A 16429-nucleotide genomic window follows, 5' to 3' on the forward strand; every position below is an offset into this window, starting at 1 on the left:
AGATAAACATACGATAACTTATCAACAATCAACTAAATACGAGCGGCCGTTCTGCTCCGCATAGCGGCCGTTGAAAAACGCATTTGCGACCGCCAGAGGGCGCAAACTGCATAATCTTGATGTTCCCGACTTTCTGGTTGTCCAGAGCTTTCTGATACCCGGCTTCACTCAGATACAGACGGTTTCTTTCACCTTTCCAGCCAACAGGAGATTCATTGGTCAGCACATCAAAGATAATCATGTGCTTTGTGGCTTCATCGAATCTTGCCAGGTCCATATAGGTGTGTCCCTGATACTCCTTGGCTCCTGCCTGTATCCTGCGGCGTTCCATCAGCTCTGCAATCGTTGAGCTTCTTTCCATGATGCCTCCTTACAGCGCATCTCGATCAGGGCTGCTCTTGCGTGGGGTGGGGTCAGCCTTGATAGGCGCATCTTCTTTTTTGACCATATCATCGGGCAACGGCAAAGCCATGATACTGCGCCCCATGCGGACGAAGGTTTCAGGCTGATGGAAGTGTTCCTCAAACTGCTTCATCAGCTCCGGGGAAAGGGAAGAAAAATCCTCCTCGCCCAAACCGACAACCAGAAAGTCACCGGCGATGATGTCGTAGATCTCGCCGTCTCCGTCCCGCAGCGCACGATTCAGGTCTTTCCCCATGATTTTTCCCTCATCGTGCATCACCAATGCGACAGGCTCATTAAAAGGGTAAACAGCTTCAATGTCGCCACCGACAGCTTTCTGCAAATCCTCCAAATCGCAGCCGATCTGAACCTGCTGGGGATACATGTGGGGCTTTACCAGAAGAACCGTCATTGTCTCAGCCTGTTCCTGCTGAATTTCACGTTCCTCCGTAGTGCCAAACTCGACGCCGGTAAAGTTCTCGGAGTCCAGAATGTACTCGGAATTGTAGTAGGCTGATCTGACCTGTTCTTCTGCATCAGCACGGGACTTGGCTTCCACCGTTACCGTCTTTTCCAGTGTCTCGGTGATCTTTACATCGTATTCCTTCAAACTTCGATACCTCCATTTCCTCAGATATAAGAAAAGCGGCTATCCATGAACCTGTTACAGTTCATAAATAGTCGCTTCATGTTCCCACTGGGGGACACACATAGATTCCAGTTCCTCGATCAGTTCCTCCGGGGAAAAGAACAAATCCTCCGCACTTTTCAAAATCTTTTTGAAAGCCCGGTACTCCGTCACATAGCCGGTATCATCAGACCCGATCAGCATTGACACACAGCGGACAATGGCAAAATTCATATCTTCCATAAGCCACAGTTCGGTTTCATAGGTGGTTTTGATTTCATCTAAAACCGCCTGTTCCACATCGGAAATAATGAGGCAGGCACGCTGGTCAAACAGTTCCATGCCACGGTAATTGAAGCATTTCTCATAGCCACCGGCTACGGAATACTGATATACCGTCTGTGCCGCACCTCTCAATGCGGTGCAAACCTCCGGCAGACACAAACCACCGGCATAGCCGATCTCATCTTCATCATACCCCTCATAATCTTCGGGAGAAAACAGCTCAAACAGCCAGTCGATTGCTTTGCTCATTTCTCTTTCGTTAAACATCGGGATTCACCTTACCTTTCCATAGATTTCTCTCGTTTCTTCTGCCACTGTTCCAGCAGCTGAATGATTTTATCCTCCATCTGCTTGCTGGTATAGGACTTCGGAAAGTATTTCCGCAAGGAGTCCGTTTTGAATGTCACCCTGTCCAGCTCGCCCTTTTTGACCTCATTCATAATCTCGCACATAGCGTCCAGCGTACACTCGCCCTCCTGTGCCAGTTTTTTGATTCTCTGTGCCTGTGAAAGAGAAGGCGCAGCCTGGGCAAAGTCCATAGCAGAAAGAAAATCCTGCTGTTCTTCTCTTGCGAGATAGGAAAGCTCCACGGCAGGATTGAATTTAATCTGACCGTTATCCACCATATCCAGAATTTCAGGAATAAGCTCTGTCAGACGGATATACCGCTGAATCTGTCTGCCGCTATCCGAATCAGACAGTGCATCTCTTGACTTGTGGCCAACTTGTCCACAAGTTTGCCCTTGATGCTTTATTGCATCTAATTTCATTCGGTAGGCAAATGCACGTTCACTCGGTAAAAGGGTTTCTCTCTGCAAGTTGGAATCAACCATCAAGATGATGGCTGCATCATCGTCCATATCACGGACAATAGCAGGCATGGTTTCTTTCCCGGCAAGCTCAGATGCACGATGTCTCCTGTGACCGGAAATGATCTCATAACCACCATCAGGGTCAGGACGAACAATAGCAGGTGTAAGAACCCCAAATTCTCGAACACTCTCAGCTGTTTTCAACATTTCCTCATCATCTACCACCCGGAAGGGATGTCCTTCAAAGGGGTGTAAATCGGAAAGCGGGATTTCCTGCACTCGTTCCTGCTGGGCTTCAGCTCGTGACTGGTCGGTAGAGAAAATATCATCGTACCCCTTCAAGCTGATGTTTGCGCCTTTTTTCTGCATTTTTTAACACCTCCTTTGTCAGAACCCGGTAGGCATCAGCGACTTTGCCTTTGGGATCGTGCTTAAAGATACTGGCTCCTTCGGCACTGATTTCCTCTGCACGAACAGAACGTGGAATGTCTGTCTTGTAGACTTTCAGCTTTCCTCCATAACTTTCCCGGATCAGATTGCTGATGTCCTTGGAATAATTGGTTCTGCTGTCCACCATCGTCAGAAGAATACCCTCGATTTTCAATTTTGGGTTGATTTGTCGTCTGACCTTGTTGATGGTTTCCAGCAGCTGTTCCAAGCCCTTTGCAGGAAGATATGCCGCCTGAACAGGGATCAGCACATTGTCGGCAGCTGCCAACGCATTGACTGTCAGCATACCCAAAGAGGGCATACAGTCCAGAAGAATGTAGTCATAATTCTGCTTGACCGTATCCAGGTACTGACGGAGAATGGTCTCCCGGCTCATGGCATTGACCAGGGAAACCTCTAAGCCTGACAGTTCAATATTGGCAGGCATCAAGTCCACACCTTCCGGGTGATGAAGAATGCCTTCGCCGGGGACAATCGGCTTTTCCATCATAATCTTTCCCATCATGTCGGAAAGGGTGGGAGATAAGGTATCCGGGTACGGATTTCCCAGACTGACTGTTAAAGAAGCCTGTGGATCTGTGTCTACCAACAAAACCTTTTTGCCCTCCATTGCCAGTCCCACACCCAAATTTTCCGTGGTTGTGGTCTTGCCTGTGCCGCCTTTCTGGTTGACTACGGCAATGACGGTTGCTTTTTTCGACAAATATCTTCACCTCGCTTTCTATTCTGTGTATACTGCATTGATTACCACCTCCCTCCAAGTTTCCCCGAGGCCATATCATGCCTGACCTTTGCGTCATAGTGGGCGCTTATGGTGTAGGGGGCGTTGTATATCGAAGCAAGTAGATACTGCTTGATATTGCGAACATCGGTTGTGTTCTCTTTGAAAGAACTCAATACAAATCTGATATGTTCAGAATCCAGCTTCATAAAACTGCTTTTGACAATTTCAATGGGCTTATCATCACTGGCAATCCGGATTTGCTTGCGGTTACTGCACATGACCTCAACAATCAGATGCAGTATCAGATCGAGTATCTCATGGTCATACGGATAATCCTGTTTCAGATAGTCCATGGAAAGCTGTTCATAAAAATACTGATAATATCGGGTAAATTCGTCAGTCCCATCGGCTTCCTTTCCACAAAAACCGGAAGGAAAGAAAGGATCAGTATCACTCAAATCAATATATTTAGTATCAGTATTATTACCTTGTGCTTTTGACAGTTCCTGAATTGTGTTTTTGACAACTCCAGAATTGTCCTTTTGACAATTCAAGAATTGTCTTTCCACAGAACCGGAAATGAAGTCCTTTACATAGATCAGGTTCGGTTTCCCCAGTCCCTGTCGCTTGCGTTCTATCAAACCGCATTTCTTTTCCAGCTCATCCAGCAGCTTCACCGCTTTCTTTTCGGCACAGCCTAACGCTCCTTTGATTTCTTCAATCGTGAAGATGATATAGACACGGCCTTCCTCGTCCAGCCAATTGTTCCGGGCTGAGAGGTTCATGCGGTCAAGCAGAATACCGTAAAGCAGCTTGGCATCGGTTGATACATTCCAAAAACACTCCTCGGTGAACAACACCTTTGGAACACGGTAGAATGTGAACATCTCCGCTTGCTGACCATAGAAATAATCATACGTCACTCATCCTCACCACCTCTTTCTGCGGGAAATACTCTTTTTTCAGAGGGGTTCTGCGGAAAGTCGTATCCTTCAGCTTGTACGGACATCGGACAAAAAAGCAGAAGCGGTACTTCCATCGGGGTTGATAATACTCGCAGTCTTTGCAGCATTTTGGCTTGTCACGGCGATTGCGTTCATACTCATACATATCAACGCACCCCCACTTCCTTCATAATCTTCCTGGTACACCAGCCGATGCAGGGATGATCCCGCCCATAAGGACAACCTTCACATTCCGACTTCGGCTTTGGGGGTACGGAGATTAAGTAGTAACAATTTTCTTCGCTCAGACAGCAGCCCGTTTTATTGTTTTTCCAGAAATGGCAGTAACAGCAGTCGTTTGGCTTGTCTGGGGAATAGAAGATCTTACTCAAAAATCAAACCTCCAATCTTTCAGATTTACCCATGAATTTTGGGCATAAAAAAAGAGCGTCTATCCATCCCCGATACAGGGGCAAATAGACGCTCTATGTACATGGTAATATTCAATTTTATTTCTTATAACGGCTTAGCACTCGGAACATCCGCCTTTTGTATTAGCAAGGTTTTTAGCACGATTTTTCGCCTAATTAGCTGGAAGGGCCTTTTCATTAGCAAAAACGGCCCTTTTTCTGCTAATGATTAGCAGAAATTTTTGTCTTATCACAGCAGTTCGATTTTTTAGGGCTTGTCAAAAATCAGAATTTGAAGTAAAATTTGAAAACATTATTTCGTATCAGCAATCACACTGGAATTTGTTAAAAAAAGCCGAAAACCCTTGAAAACAAAGGCTTTCGGCGTTGTTAGCTGGCGTCCCAAAGAGGACTTGAACCTCCGACCCCACGCTTAGGAGGCGTGTGCTCTATCCAACTGAGCTATTGGGACGTATTTAATTTTTTTGTCAGCCTCCGTAATTATCGGACTCAGCTCCCAACTTAGGTTTTTCCAAGGTGAGCGTTGTAACGTAACCTTAGGAGGCACTTGTTATATCCATTTAACTAAGAGAACCCACTATTTAATTTCCACCATTCCCCAACCGAATTCACACATCTTATTCCATCATCAATTCAGCTGAACACATATAATGATACCTTTCAAATTCCATTTTGTCAACCTAGAAATTACTCCTCTCTCCCGTCAATCACTCCTAACATTCTTCATTTTCACAGCCTGAACTGTCATCTTCGACATCAGCCCAGCCTGCTTTATTTTTAAAATTAATGAACTGTTCAGAGCCAACCTCGAAAACACTTCGTATTTTCTCAATGTGGCGTATCCGCCAAATAGATTTGTACAAAAAAGTGTTCACGAATGCAAGCATTCATCGCCCTTTTTTGACAAATCTGCTTGGCTCTGAACAGTTACAAATTAATCTTCCCCTGAAGCCATATATCTGCCTTAATTCTTCGCCCGATCGCCGGTTCACCGAGCACCGATTTTACCGGTACGCAGATATCGAATCGAAGCTCATTGACATCGACCGTAAATACATAGATTTCTTCTTTTGTCAGTTTATTTTCTACCGTATCAATATCCAGAATTTCTCCCAGGATCGAATACTGGTCACATTCTACACCGCATGGCATAAAATATGTATCTACAATACTGTATATATCTTCTGTCTGAACTCTTCTGGAAACTTGCGAATACAGATCCATATCTTCCATGGTCAGACTTTCGATTGCTTTGGAATCTCCTTCTCTTGCTGCGCTAAGAAGCATCATTCTGTTTCGGGACTCTTCGCGGATTTCCTGTTCCTGTTCTTTGCTTTTCATAACAGGAAACAGGATCGTTCCGGAAACTGCGAGTCCGGAGAGTGTGACGGATGTGGAATTTTTCGGAATTCTTCCTGCCATCAGTTCTTTCCGGTACTCGATTCCGTTTTGAAGATGGAAAATCAGGCTGACCCCGACTTTCACATCTTCGCATATTCCGATATATGCTTCTTTGTCGCTTCTTTTTTCTACAATTATATCTGCGTAGGAGGTAATTCCGTTTCCTTCAAAATACGGCAGGTAATACTCACGTGTATAAGTCTCATATTCATCAATCTGTCCGTATGAATAGATTCCTATACCCATTCCGTATTCTTTACGAAGTTCACCAAAATCAAGTTCTTCTTCCAATGAAATTCTTTGATAATCGGTAAACTCTTCTTCGGACTGGATTAATATACGATTCCATTCTTTTTCGGAAGTTACGTTTTGAAATCCAATTGCTTTTAAATATTTATGCACAATTTACCTCATTCATTGTATTGATTATCTGATTTCTGTCTTTCCACCCATGTATGGACGAAGTACTTCCGGAATTCTGACAGAACCATCAGCCTGAAGATTATTTTCAAGGAAGGCAATCAGCATTCTCGGAGGAGCTACTACGGTATTGTTCAGTGTATGAGCGAAATATTTGCTTCCGTCATTTCCTTTTACGCGGATGCCGAGACGTCTTGCCTGCGCATCTCCAAGGTTTGAACAGCTTCCTACTTCAAAATATTTCTTCTGTCTTGGTGACCATGCTTCTACGTCACAGGATTTTACTTTCAAGTCTGCAAGGTCTCCGGAGCAGCATTCCAGTGTACGTACCGGAATATCCAGAGAACGGAACAGATCTACTGTATTCTGCCACAGTTTATCATACCAGATTTTACTGTCTTCCGGCTTACATACGACGATCATTTCCTGTTTTTCAAACTGATGTATTCTGTATACACCACGTTCTTCGATTCCGTGTGCACCTTTTTCTTTACGGAAACACGGTGAATAAGAAGTAAGTGTCTGTGGAAGTTTATCCTCTTCAAGCATTGTGTCGATAAATTTACCGATCATGGAGTGTTCACTGGTTCCGATCAGGTATAAATCTTCTCCTTCGATCTTATACATCATGGAATCCATCTCAGCAAAGCTCATAACACCTGTTACTACGTTGCTGCGGATCATAAATGGCGGTACGCAGTAAGTAAATCCGCGGTCGATCATGAAATCACGTGCGTAAGAAATCACTGCAGAGTGAAGTCTTGCAATATCTCCCATCAGATAGTAGAATCCGTTTCCTGCTACTTTTCCTGCACTTTCAAGATCGATACCGTTGAATTTTTCCATAATTTCTGTGTGATACGGAATCTCAAAATCCGGAACAACCGGTTCACCGAATTTTTCGATTTCTACGTTTTCGCTGTCATCTTTTCCGATCGGTACGGACGGATCAATAATATTCGGAATAATCATCATGTCCTGTTTGATTTTTGCTTCTACTTCTTTTTCTTCCTGAGACAGTGATTCTACACGTTCTGCGTTTGCTTGTACCTGTTTTTTCAGTTCTTCTGCTTCTTCTTTTTTGCCCTGAGCCATGCATGCACCGATCTGTTTTGAGATTTTATTTCTTTCAGCGCGAAGTGCTTCTACTTCCTGCTTGATTTCACGGTTTTTCTTATCAAGTTCAATTACTTCATCAACTAACGGAAGTTTTTCATCCTGAAATTTCTTTCGAATATTTTCTTTTACTACTTCCGGGTTCATTCTTACAAATTTGATGTCTAACATAATGTTTCTCCTTCTCTCTTAAAGTTTCCTTTTTTTCTGTAAAATAAACATCTTTTTCTTTTTTATTTCATCACAGACTGCACATCCGGATCATATACTTCCTGATAAATAGCCTGTTCTAAGGATTCAGCTTCTTCCTCTGCAAGTTCAATGTAACTTTCGCCGCGGACAATTTCTTTTATATAAGTGTAGCATCCTTCTCTGCTGTGCATTGCATTGATAACCCAGCCACTGTTATTTCCATCGAGAAGAGTCAATGCAAAGCTGAGTTTTCCTCCCATTTCATTGAAAGCATCATATTTTACAATGCCTACTTTCTGGTAATTGTTCTGCATTTCACGGAATAATTCTTTGATATCTGTCCGGTTCTTTTTTGCAATTTCTGTGATTTCATCCAGTTCATCGAATTTTTCAAGGATACTCTGTTCCAGATTTTTTCCGTCGCGTCCTCGCATAAATGAGGAATAACTGCTTTTCAGACGTTTATATTTCATATTTACATTGACAACCATAAAAAATAGAATCACAATCAATACGAGTAGAAAAATAAATATAAACGCCGGATCAATACCTATGGCAGCTAAAATCTTACTTTCCATTCTTATTCTCCTTCGCGTATCGACATCAGAAGTTCGAATATACGTTCTAATTCTGAATCTGAATAATATTCTATTTCAATTTTACCTTTTCCATTTGGTTTATGATTTACATGAACCTTCGTGCCAATGACACTCTTCATTCTTTCTTCCAGATTCTCATATACAAATGAATTCTGGATTTCTTTTTTAGGTTTTTCCTTTTTAGGATTTTTGATATCCTTAACCAGCTTTTCCGTCTCTCGAACGCTTAGTTTTTCATCAAAAATCTTATTCGCAAGTATATATTGTTGCTCCGGATCATCAATTGCCAAAAGTGCACGGGCATGTCCTGTAGAAATCATATCATCTACGATCATCTGCTGAACTTTATCACTTAATTTCAACAGACGCATGGAATTCGTCACAGCAGTTCTGCTCTTTGATACACGTTCAGCCACTTCATCCTGTTTCAAATGAAATTCTGTCAAAAGCTTTTTAAAAGCCATTGCTTCTTCAATTGGATTTAGATTTTCCCGCTGAATATTTTCAATTAGTGAGATTTCCACAATTTCCTGATCCGTATATTCTTTAATAATTACAGGAATTTCTTTTACTCCTGCCAGTTTTGCTGCTCTCCATCTGCGTTCACCGGCTATGATCTCATAGTAATCTTTTTTCTTTTGTACAATTAAAGGTTGTAATACACCAAATTGTTTTATTGAATCTGCTAATTCTAGTAATGCATCTTCTTCGAAATTTTTTCTGGGCTGTTCACGATTTGGTTCAACCTCATTAATTTTCATCATTATCTGTCCCGAGACATTTTCAGGTGTTTTCGGCGCTTCTACCGTTTTTTTTACCATTTTAGATGATTTATTATCGGGAATCAGACTGTCAAGGCCTTTTCCAAGTCCACTTCTTTTCACCGCCATTATTCATCTTCTCCTTTATGAATCACTTCGTCTGCTAATAACATATAGCTCTCAGCACCCGTCGATTTTGGATCATAAAAATTGATAGGTAATCCATGACTGGGAGCCTCTGCCAAACGAATATTTCTCGGTATAATAGTTTTATAAATCGTCTGATTCAGATTATCTTTAACATTCTCTACCACCTGAAGCGATAGATTTGTTCTGGCATCGTACATAGTAAATACTACGCCTTCCATTTCCAAGCGTTCATTCAGACGTGATTTTACCAGCTCAATTGTTTTCATCAACTGACTTAAACCTTCAAGTGCATAATATTCGCACTGTATTGGTACAAGAACCGTATCCGCAGTCGTCATAGCATTGATTGTCAGCATACTAAGTGACGGTGGACAGTCTATAATAATAAAATCGTAGTTATCTTTTATCTTAAATATTTCATCTCGAAGAATATACTCTTTATTTTCGGCATCAATCAGTTCTATTTCAGCACCGGATAAATCAATATTTGTTGGAAGCACATCTAAATTATCAAAAACATTTTTTTGGAGTACCTGTTCAATATCTGCTTCTCCAATAATTAAATCATATACAGTATACTCAACTTCGTCCTTATCAACACTAAGTCCGCTGGTCATATTACCTTGTGGATCCATATCAACCGCAAGAACTTTTTGCCCTTTAGCAGCAAGACAAGAAGAAAGATTAATAGCTGTTGTGGTTTTTCCTACTCCACCCTTCTGATTTGCAACTGCAATTATTCTTCCCATTAAAATAATACCCCTTTCCATAACAAATTATATAATTTGTTACAATCATATTGTATCACCATTTTTCTCGTAAATCTACCAAATGTTTCACGTGAAACATGATTTTAGCATAATTCATAAATAGACAAATGTTTCACGTGAAACATTTGTCTATTTAGAACCACCGATTATTTATATGTGAAATGTTTCACGTGAAACATACTGAATATCAATGATAAACACTTCCAACACTAACCAAAATATGATATAATATATTCAATTTAAAAGCAGAAAGGAATGATAATACATTGAAGAAAAAAATAAGCATCATTGCCATTCTTACTACATTGGTCACTCTTACAATGCATTTAATCAATAGAATTACATATTATATTGCTACAATTGATAATCTTCTTAACAACGCGGAAGGTAATTTTTATGAATGGCGTTTTGGAAAAATATATTATAAGAAACAAGGAACAGGTTCACCACTCCTTCTTATTCATGATTTGAATTCACACAGTTCCGGATATGAATGGAAACGCTGTGTCGGAAAGCTGGCTGAAAATCATACGGTTTACACAATTGATTTACTTGGATGTGGACGTTCAGATAAGCCGAATATTACTTATACAAATTATTTGTATGTTCAGATGCTAAATGATTTTGTGAAACATGTAATTAACGAAAAGACAGATGTGATTGCAACCGGATCTTCGTCGTCTATTGCCGTTATGGCATGTAATACAAGCGAAGAAATGATCAACCGAATTATTATGGTAAATCCTACTTCTCTGTCAGATTTAGCAAAATCACCGACAAAGAGAACCGTATTTTTGAAATGGTTGATTCAGATTCCTATATTAGGAACGCTATTATATAATATTCTTCAATCTGAAAAATATATTGAAGAAATCTTTCAGACAGATTATTATTATAATATAGAAGAAATAAACAATATGTCTGTGAAAGCTTATTATGAATCTGCCCATTTAGACAGCAGTCATTCTAAATATCTTTTTGCCAGTATAAAAGGGAGATATACAAATGCGAATATTCTTCACTGCATCAAGAATATTACAAATAGTATGTATATCATAACAGGCGAGGGCAATCCGGAACAAATAGAAACTGCAGAACAATATCAAAAATATGTTCCTGCTATTGAAACCATTTCCATTCCGGAAACAAAGTTCCTTCCACAGCTTGAAAAACCGGAAGCATTCATGGAGCAAATTAACATTTTTCTCATATAATCCAAAAGAAAACCCGTGTATACTGCATCTTCATATATTGCGCAATATACACGGGTTTTCTATTACTTCAATGGTTCTTTTGCAGGTAGACCTGCTTTTCTCGGAAATTTTTTTCCGGTAAATTTTATTTTTTCAACAACCAGAAGCGTTCTTCCTATATCGCTTCCGGGAAGCTGAAATTTTACGGTTTTTCTTTTCTTTCCGCCCAGAATCTTCAATGCAGTTTCTGCATTCTTTACTTCTTCCTCAATTTCGCCGGATTTATATGGAATAAATAATCCACCTGTCTTGACATATGGAAGACAATACTCTGATAATGTGGATAAATTTGCTACTGCTCTGGAAACAACCAGATCAAAATTTTCTCTATACTCTTCTTTTCGTGCATAATCTTCTGCACGTCCATGAATTGTGTGGATATCTTCTAATTTTAATTCCGATATAACTGTATCCAGAAATTTAATTCTTTTATTCAATGAATCCAAAAGTGTTACTTTCAAATGTGGGAAAGCAATCTTTAAAGGAATGCCGGGAAAGCCAGCTCCGGTTCCTACATCCATTACGGTTTCAATACTTCCTATATCAACTGCTTTCACGATAGAGAGACTATCTACAAAATGCTTTTCATTCACTTCTTCATACTCAGTGATTCCAGTCAGATTCATGACTTTGTTCCACTCGATCAGTAATTCAAAATAATTATTAAATTGCTGATATTGTCTCTCACTCAATTGTATTCCCATTTCATTTAATTTTTGTTCAAATATTTTACTCATAACCGCCTCTTTTATGTTTTATTCTAATGTCCCAGATATACAAGAAGAACCGATATATCTGCCGGAGAAACGCCGGAAATTCTGGAAGCCTGTCCAATCGAAACCGGCTTATACTGTTTCAGCTTTTGTACAGCTTCAATTCTTAAACTGGGCACAGCATCATAATCGATATCATCCGGAATTTTTCTTGTTTCAAGTTTTTTGAACTGTTCTACCTGCTTCATCTGTCGGCTTATATATCCTTCGTATTTGATATTAATATCAATCTGATCGATGATTTCCTGACTGAATTTTTCCGGTCTTTGCTCATCAATCGGTTCAAGCAACTGATAATTCAGTTCCGGTCTTCTTATCAATTCAGCAAGTGTTGATCCGGATGTAAGCGGTGTACTTCCATACTTTTCAAGAAGGTCCTGTACTTTTTCAGATGTTCCCACATTTACATGCTTCAGTCTCTCAATTTCTTCTGAAATAATTTTCTCTTTTTCCACAAACTTCTGATATCTCTCGTCAGATATCAACCCTATTTCGTGTCCTATTTTGGTTAATCTCTGATCAGCGTTATCCTGTCTTAACAAAAGTCTGTATTCTGCCCTGGATGTCATCATACGATAAGGTTCATGGCTCTCTTTCGTCACAAGATCATCAATTAGTACACCAATATATGCCTGAGAACGATCAATGGTAATCTGTTCTTTTCCCAGAACCTCTCTCGCAGCATTTATACCTGCAATCAACCCCTGCGCAGCAGCCTCTTCATACCCGGAACTTCCGTTAAACTGTCCTCCGCTGAATAATCCTCGTATCTTTTTAAACTCCAACGTCGGGTATAATTGTCTGGCATCTATGCAATCATACTCAATTGCATATGCATTTCGAACAATTTTGACATTTTCAAGTCCCGGCACACTCCGATACATAGCATACTGTACATCTTCAGGAAGAGAACTTGACATTCCTCCGACATACATTTCATTGGTGTCCAATCCTTCTGGTTCAATGAAAACCTGATGACGGCTCTTATCGGCAAATTTGACAACTTTATCTTCAATAGAAGGACAATATCTTGGTCCTGTTCCTTCTATCATTCCAGAATATAGTGGTGACCGATCCAAATTTTCACGAATAATCTCGTGTGTCTTCTCATTTGTGTAAGTGAGCCAGCAGGATACCTGGTCAATCTGCACATCCTCCGGATTTGTTGTAAAAGAAAAAGGAACAACTCTTTCATCACCAAACTGCTCTTCCATTTTACTGAAATCAATACTTCTTTTATCGATTCTGGCAGGAGTACCTGTTTTGAACCGATACATTTCTATTCCTAGATCTTTCAGACAATCTGTCAGATAATTTGCTGCCTGAAGCCCATTCGGACCGGTATGCATGCTTACATCACCGTAAATACATCTTGCTTTCAGATACGTTCCGGTACACAATACAACCGCTTTACAATGGTAAATTGCACCGGAATATGTCTGTATTCCGGTAACCTGACCGTTTTCCACAAGAATATTTACCACTTCGCCTTGTTTTACTTCCAGGTTTTCCTGATTTTCCAAAGTTCTTCTCATCGTGTTGCTGTAATTCTTCTTATCAGCCTGTGCACGAAGGGAATGAACAGCCGGTCCCTTGGATTTATTTAACATTTTCGACTGTATAAATGTCTTGTCGATCGTTTTTCCCATCTCACCGCCGAGTGCATCGAGCTCACGTACAAGATGTCCCTTTGAGGTTCCTCCTATATTCGGGTTACAAGGCATCATGGCAATGCTTTCCACGCTGACCGTAAATACAATCGTCCGAAGTCCAAGTCTCGCTGATGCCAGAGCGGCCTCACATCCTGCATGTCCTGCACCGACTACAACAACATCATATTGATCTTTATTTTCCCATACAGAATTTGCTGAATATTTCATTTACCAAATCTTCTCCTATCGTTTCACCGGTAATGCTTCCCAAAGATTCATATGCATCCATAAGATCAATGGTAAAAAAATCCTCCGGCATTTGATTCTCTATGCTGTCCATTACTTTTCCCAGACTCTGATAAGCATCATTTAAAGCTGCTTTATGTCTGGCATTGGTAATATAAATTTCATCATTAAAAGATAACTCTCCGTGATAAAACATTTCTTTCAATGTGGATTCCAACTCATGAATTCCAGTCTCTTCTTTTGCAGATATTTCAATCATCGGCTTAGTTATCCACTTTTTCAACTCATCTTTATCAACAACTGTGGATAAGTCCGTCTTATTCAGCAATATAATAGCACGTTTTTCCCGAATCATGTTGATAATTTCAAAATCATTTTCATCTAACGGAATCGAAGAATCCACAACATAAATAATCAAATCCGCTTCTTCTGCATTTGCACGTGCCTTATCCACACCGATTTTTTCTACAATATCTTCCGTATGCCGTATTCCTGCAGTATCCATAATATTTAAAGATACGCCCTGGAGCTGTATATTCTCTTCCAATACATCCCGGGTCGTACCGGCTATGTCTGTTACGATAGCTCTTTCTTCACCAAGCAGAGTATTTAACAGAGAAGATTTTCCTGCATTGGGCTTTCCTACTATTACCGTCTTTATTCCCTCTCGGATTATTCTCCCATTATCCACAGTGTCAAGCAACTTCTTAATCTCTGCCATCAGCTTATCCACAACACCTCTTAATTTATCCCCATACCCATCTACGCTGATATGCTCAGGGTCGTCCAGGGCAGTTTCAATGAATGCAGTATGATATAGAATTTCTTCTCTTATCTCTTTTATTTTCTTATGAACCGAACCTTTTAACTGGTTGACAGAACTTTTCAATGCGTATTCATTCTTGGAATTGATAATGTCAATCACTGCTTCGGCCTGAGACAGATCCATTCTTCCGTTCAAGAATGCTCTCTTTGAAAATTCACCGGGTTCTGCAGGGCGTGCGCCGTATTTAATCACCGTTTCCAATATCTTTTTCGTAACAAATACACCGCCATGACAATCAATTTCTACCGTATCTTCTCCTGTATAGCTATGTGGTCCTCTCATCAGAAGTACCAGCACCTCATCAATTGTATCATCTCCATCCATAATGTATCCATAATGAATCGTATGACTTTTCTGTTCGGACAGGATTTTATCTTTCTTTCCTTTATAAATCTTATCTATCACATCAAATGCATCTTCACCACTGATTCTTACGATTCCAATTCCGGAATTTGTCATCGCGGTTGAAATCGCAGCAATCGTATCTGTTCGAAATCCCATAACTGACCCTCCATTTTCCCTATTAGAACATTGTAAGATATCTTGCGCCAAATCGCAAGCTTCGTATAACTCTTGGTTGAATAAAATATTTAAAAAGAGCCGTTTCCTTTTCCAGGAAACGGCTCTCATTGATTATCGCCTGTTTGGAGTTACCACAACTCTTCTGTATGGCTCTTCTCCTTCGCTGTGTGTTGACACTCTGTCGTCATTCTGAAGTGCAGAATGAATGATTCTTCTTTCATATGGATTCATCGGCTCCAGAGATACCGGCTTTCTGGTACGTTTTACCTTATATGCGATATTCTTTGCCAGATTTTCAAGTGTCTGTTTTCTTCTTCTTCTGTAGTCTTCGGTATCAAGTTTTACTCTTACATAACCTTCCTGTGACTTATTCGCAACACGATTTGTAAGATACTGAAGAGAATCCAGTGTCTGACCGCGTTTTCCGATCAGGATTCCCATATCGTCACCCTTCATTTCAATGGCAAGTGCTCCGTCTTCATCTACTACCGAAGTAAATTCTACTTCACCCATTCCCATTGCCTTTAATACATCACGCAGGAAATCTTCACAGATCTTTTTGGTTTCTTCTGTAACCACTGCAATTTCGATTTCTTTGCGCTCCGGCCGCGATACTTCTTTCTTCTCTTCCTGAACAGGATCTGCTGTTTCTTTCTTATACTCTTTCTTAAAATCTTTCTTGTACTCTTTTTTTGAATCTTTTTTATATTCTTTTTTGTAATCCTTATTATTCTCTTTCTTGGGATCTTTTTTGAAATCTTTACGGTTTTCTTTCTTGAAGTCATTCTTTATCTCATTTTTAACTTCATTCTTAACTTCAGATTTCTGTTCTTCTTTTACTTCCGGCTTAGATTCAAAAATTTCTGATACAGAAATGGTCTCTTCCTGCTCTGCTTTTTCTTTTTTAAGTCGGGCTTTGATGACTGCCTGTTTGCTTCCGATTCCGAAAAATCCTGTACTTCCTTTTTCGATGACATCATATTCCATCTGGTCACTTGAAACCCCCAGCTGAATGGAAGCTTCTGTGATTGCATCATCTAATGTTTTTGCCGAAACTGTAATTTCTTTCATC

General features: G+C 40.3%; 16 protein-coding genes and 1 tRNA gene. 1 reads left to right on the forward strand and 16 read right to left on the reverse strand.

Translation table 11 applies throughout. From position 1 onward, the window contains the following. Positions 1-28 precede the first annotated feature (28 nt). From ACTNB3_RS14290 to ACTNB3_RS14345, 12 genes are all read right to left on the reverse strand, one after another. The gene (locus ACTNB3_RS14290) at positions 29-361 is read right to left on the reverse strand and encodes a DUF5720 family protein (protein ID WP_441026436.1); all 333 of its coding nucleotides are present in this window, start codon (positions 359-361) and stop codon (positions 29-31) included. 9 nt (positions 362-370) lie between these two features. Next, the gene (locus ACTNB3_RS14295) at positions 371-1012 is read right to left on the reverse strand and encodes a DUF3846 domain-containing protein (RefSeq protein WP_173876985.1); all 642 of its coding nucleotides are present in this window, start codon (positions 1010-1012) and stop codon (positions 371-373) included. A 54-nt stretch (positions 1013-1066) separates the two neighbouring features. Next, the gene (locus ACTNB3_RS14300; RefSeq protein WP_087016723.1) at positions 1067-1582 is read right to left on the reverse strand and encodes a hypothetical protein; all 516 of its coding nucleotides are present in this window, start codon (positions 1580-1582) and stop codon (positions 1067-1069) included. A gap of 11 nt (positions 1583-1593) precedes the next feature. Further along, on the reverse strand, positions 1594-2496 hold the full coding sequence (locus tag ACTNB3_RS14305; RefSeq protein WP_087016725.1) for a ParB/RepB/Spo0J family partition protein: 903 nt from the start codon (positions 2494-2496) through the stop codon (positions 1594-1596). Continuing rightward, entirely contained in the window at positions 2453-3280 is an 828-nt protein-coding gene (locus tag ACTNB3_RS14310; protein ID WP_087016727.1) for a ParA family protein, read from the reverse strand. Before ACTNB3_RS14310 ends, ACTNB3_RS14305 begins: the two co-directional genes overlap by 44 nt. 41 nt (positions 3281-3321) lie before the next feature. Beyond that, the gene (locus tag ACTNB3_RS14315) at positions 3322-4224 is read right to left on the reverse strand and encodes a DUF6017 domain-containing protein (RefSeq protein WP_173876984.1); all 903 of its coding nucleotides are present in this window, start codon (positions 4222-4224) and stop codon (positions 3322-3324) included. Between the two features lie 826 nt (positions 4225-5050). After that, positions 5051-5127: transfer RNA gene (locus ACTNB3_RS14320), tRNA-Arg, on the reverse strand. A 476-nt stretch (positions 5128-5603) separates the two neighbouring features. Then, a complete protein-coding gene (locus tag ACTNB3_RS14325) occupies positions 5604-6479 on the reverse strand; it encodes a DUF3881 family protein (RefSeq protein WP_427807285.1) in 876 nt (291 codons plus the stop codon). Positions 6480-6503: 24 nt separating this feature from the next. Beyond that, a complete protein-coding gene (serS, locus tag ACTNB3_RS14330; RefSeq protein WP_427819309.1) occupies positions 6504-7784 on the reverse strand; it encodes a serine--tRNA ligase in 1281 nt (426 codons plus the stop codon). Between the two features lie 62 nt (positions 7785-7846). Next, positions 7847-8383, reverse strand: coding sequence for a DUF4446 family protein (locus ACTNB3_RS14335; protein WP_427807288.1), 537 nt, complete (start codon positions 8381-8383; stop codon positions 7847-7849). Positions 8384-8385: 2 nt separating this feature from the next. Continuing rightward, positions 8386-9294: a ParB/RepB/Spo0J family partition protein gene (locus tag ACTNB3_RS14340; RefSeq protein ID WP_427807289.1), complete on the reverse strand. Its 909-nt coding sequence runs from the start codon at positions 9292-9294 to the stop codon at positions 8386-8388. Next, on the reverse strand, positions 9294-10064 hold the full coding sequence (locus ACTNB3_RS14345; protein WP_427807290.1) for a ParA family protein: 771 nt from the start codon (positions 10062-10064) through the stop codon (positions 9294-9296). The genes ACTNB3_RS14340 and ACTNB3_RS14345 overlap by 1 nt, the downstream gene beginning before the upstream one ends. A gap of 287 nt (positions 10065-10351) precedes the next feature. On the opposite strand from ACTNB3_RS14345, the gene ACTNB3_RS14350 reads away from it, so the two are divergent. After that, positions 10352-11299 (forward strand): alpha/beta fold hydrolase, encoded by a 948-nt coding sequence (locus ACTNB3_RS14350; protein WP_441026440.1) that lies wholly within the window; start codon positions 10352-10354, stop codon positions 11297-11299. Positions 11300-11361: 62 nt separating this feature from the next. Here ACTNB3_RS14350 and rsmG read toward each other — a convergent pair whose 3' ends face one another. The 4 genes from rsmG to jag form a co-directional block, all read right to left on the reverse strand. Beyond that, complete coding sequence (gene rsmG / locus ACTNB3_RS14355) at positions 11362-12075, reverse strand: 16S rRNA (guanine(527)-N(7))-methyltransferase RsmG (RefSeq protein ID WP_441026442.1); 714 nt, start codon at positions 12073-12075, stop codon at positions 11362-11364. A 23-nt stretch (positions 12076-12098) separates the two neighbouring features. Beyond that, complete coding sequence (mnmG, locus tag ACTNB3_RS14360) at positions 12099-13991, reverse strand: tRNA uridine-5-carboxymethylaminomethyl(34) synthesis enzyme MnmG (protein ID WP_427807294.1); 1893 nt, start codon at positions 13989-13991, stop codon at positions 12099-12101. Continuing rightward, positions 13957-15336: a tRNA uridine-5-carboxymethylaminomethyl(34) synthesis GTPase MnmE gene (gene mnmE / locus ACTNB3_RS14365; RefSeq protein ID WP_427807296.1), complete on the reverse strand. Its 1380-nt coding sequence runs from the start codon at positions 15334-15336 to the stop codon at positions 13957-13959. The genes mnmG and mnmE overlap by 35 nt, the downstream gene beginning before the upstream one ends. Positions 15337-15468: 132 nt before the next feature. Continuing rightward, positions 15469-16428: an RNA-binding cell elongation regulator Jag/EloR gene (gene jag, locus ACTNB3_RS14370; protein WP_441026444.1), complete on the reverse strand. Its 960-nt coding sequence runs from the start codon at positions 16426-16428 to the stop codon at positions 15469-15471. Between the last annotated feature and the right edge of the window lies 1 nt (position 16429).

The organism is Bariatricus sp. HCP28S3_D3, from assembly GCF_052065755.1.
Classification (GTDB): domain Bacteria; phylum Bacillota; class Clostridia; order Lachnospirales; family Lachnospiraceae; genus Allocoprococcus.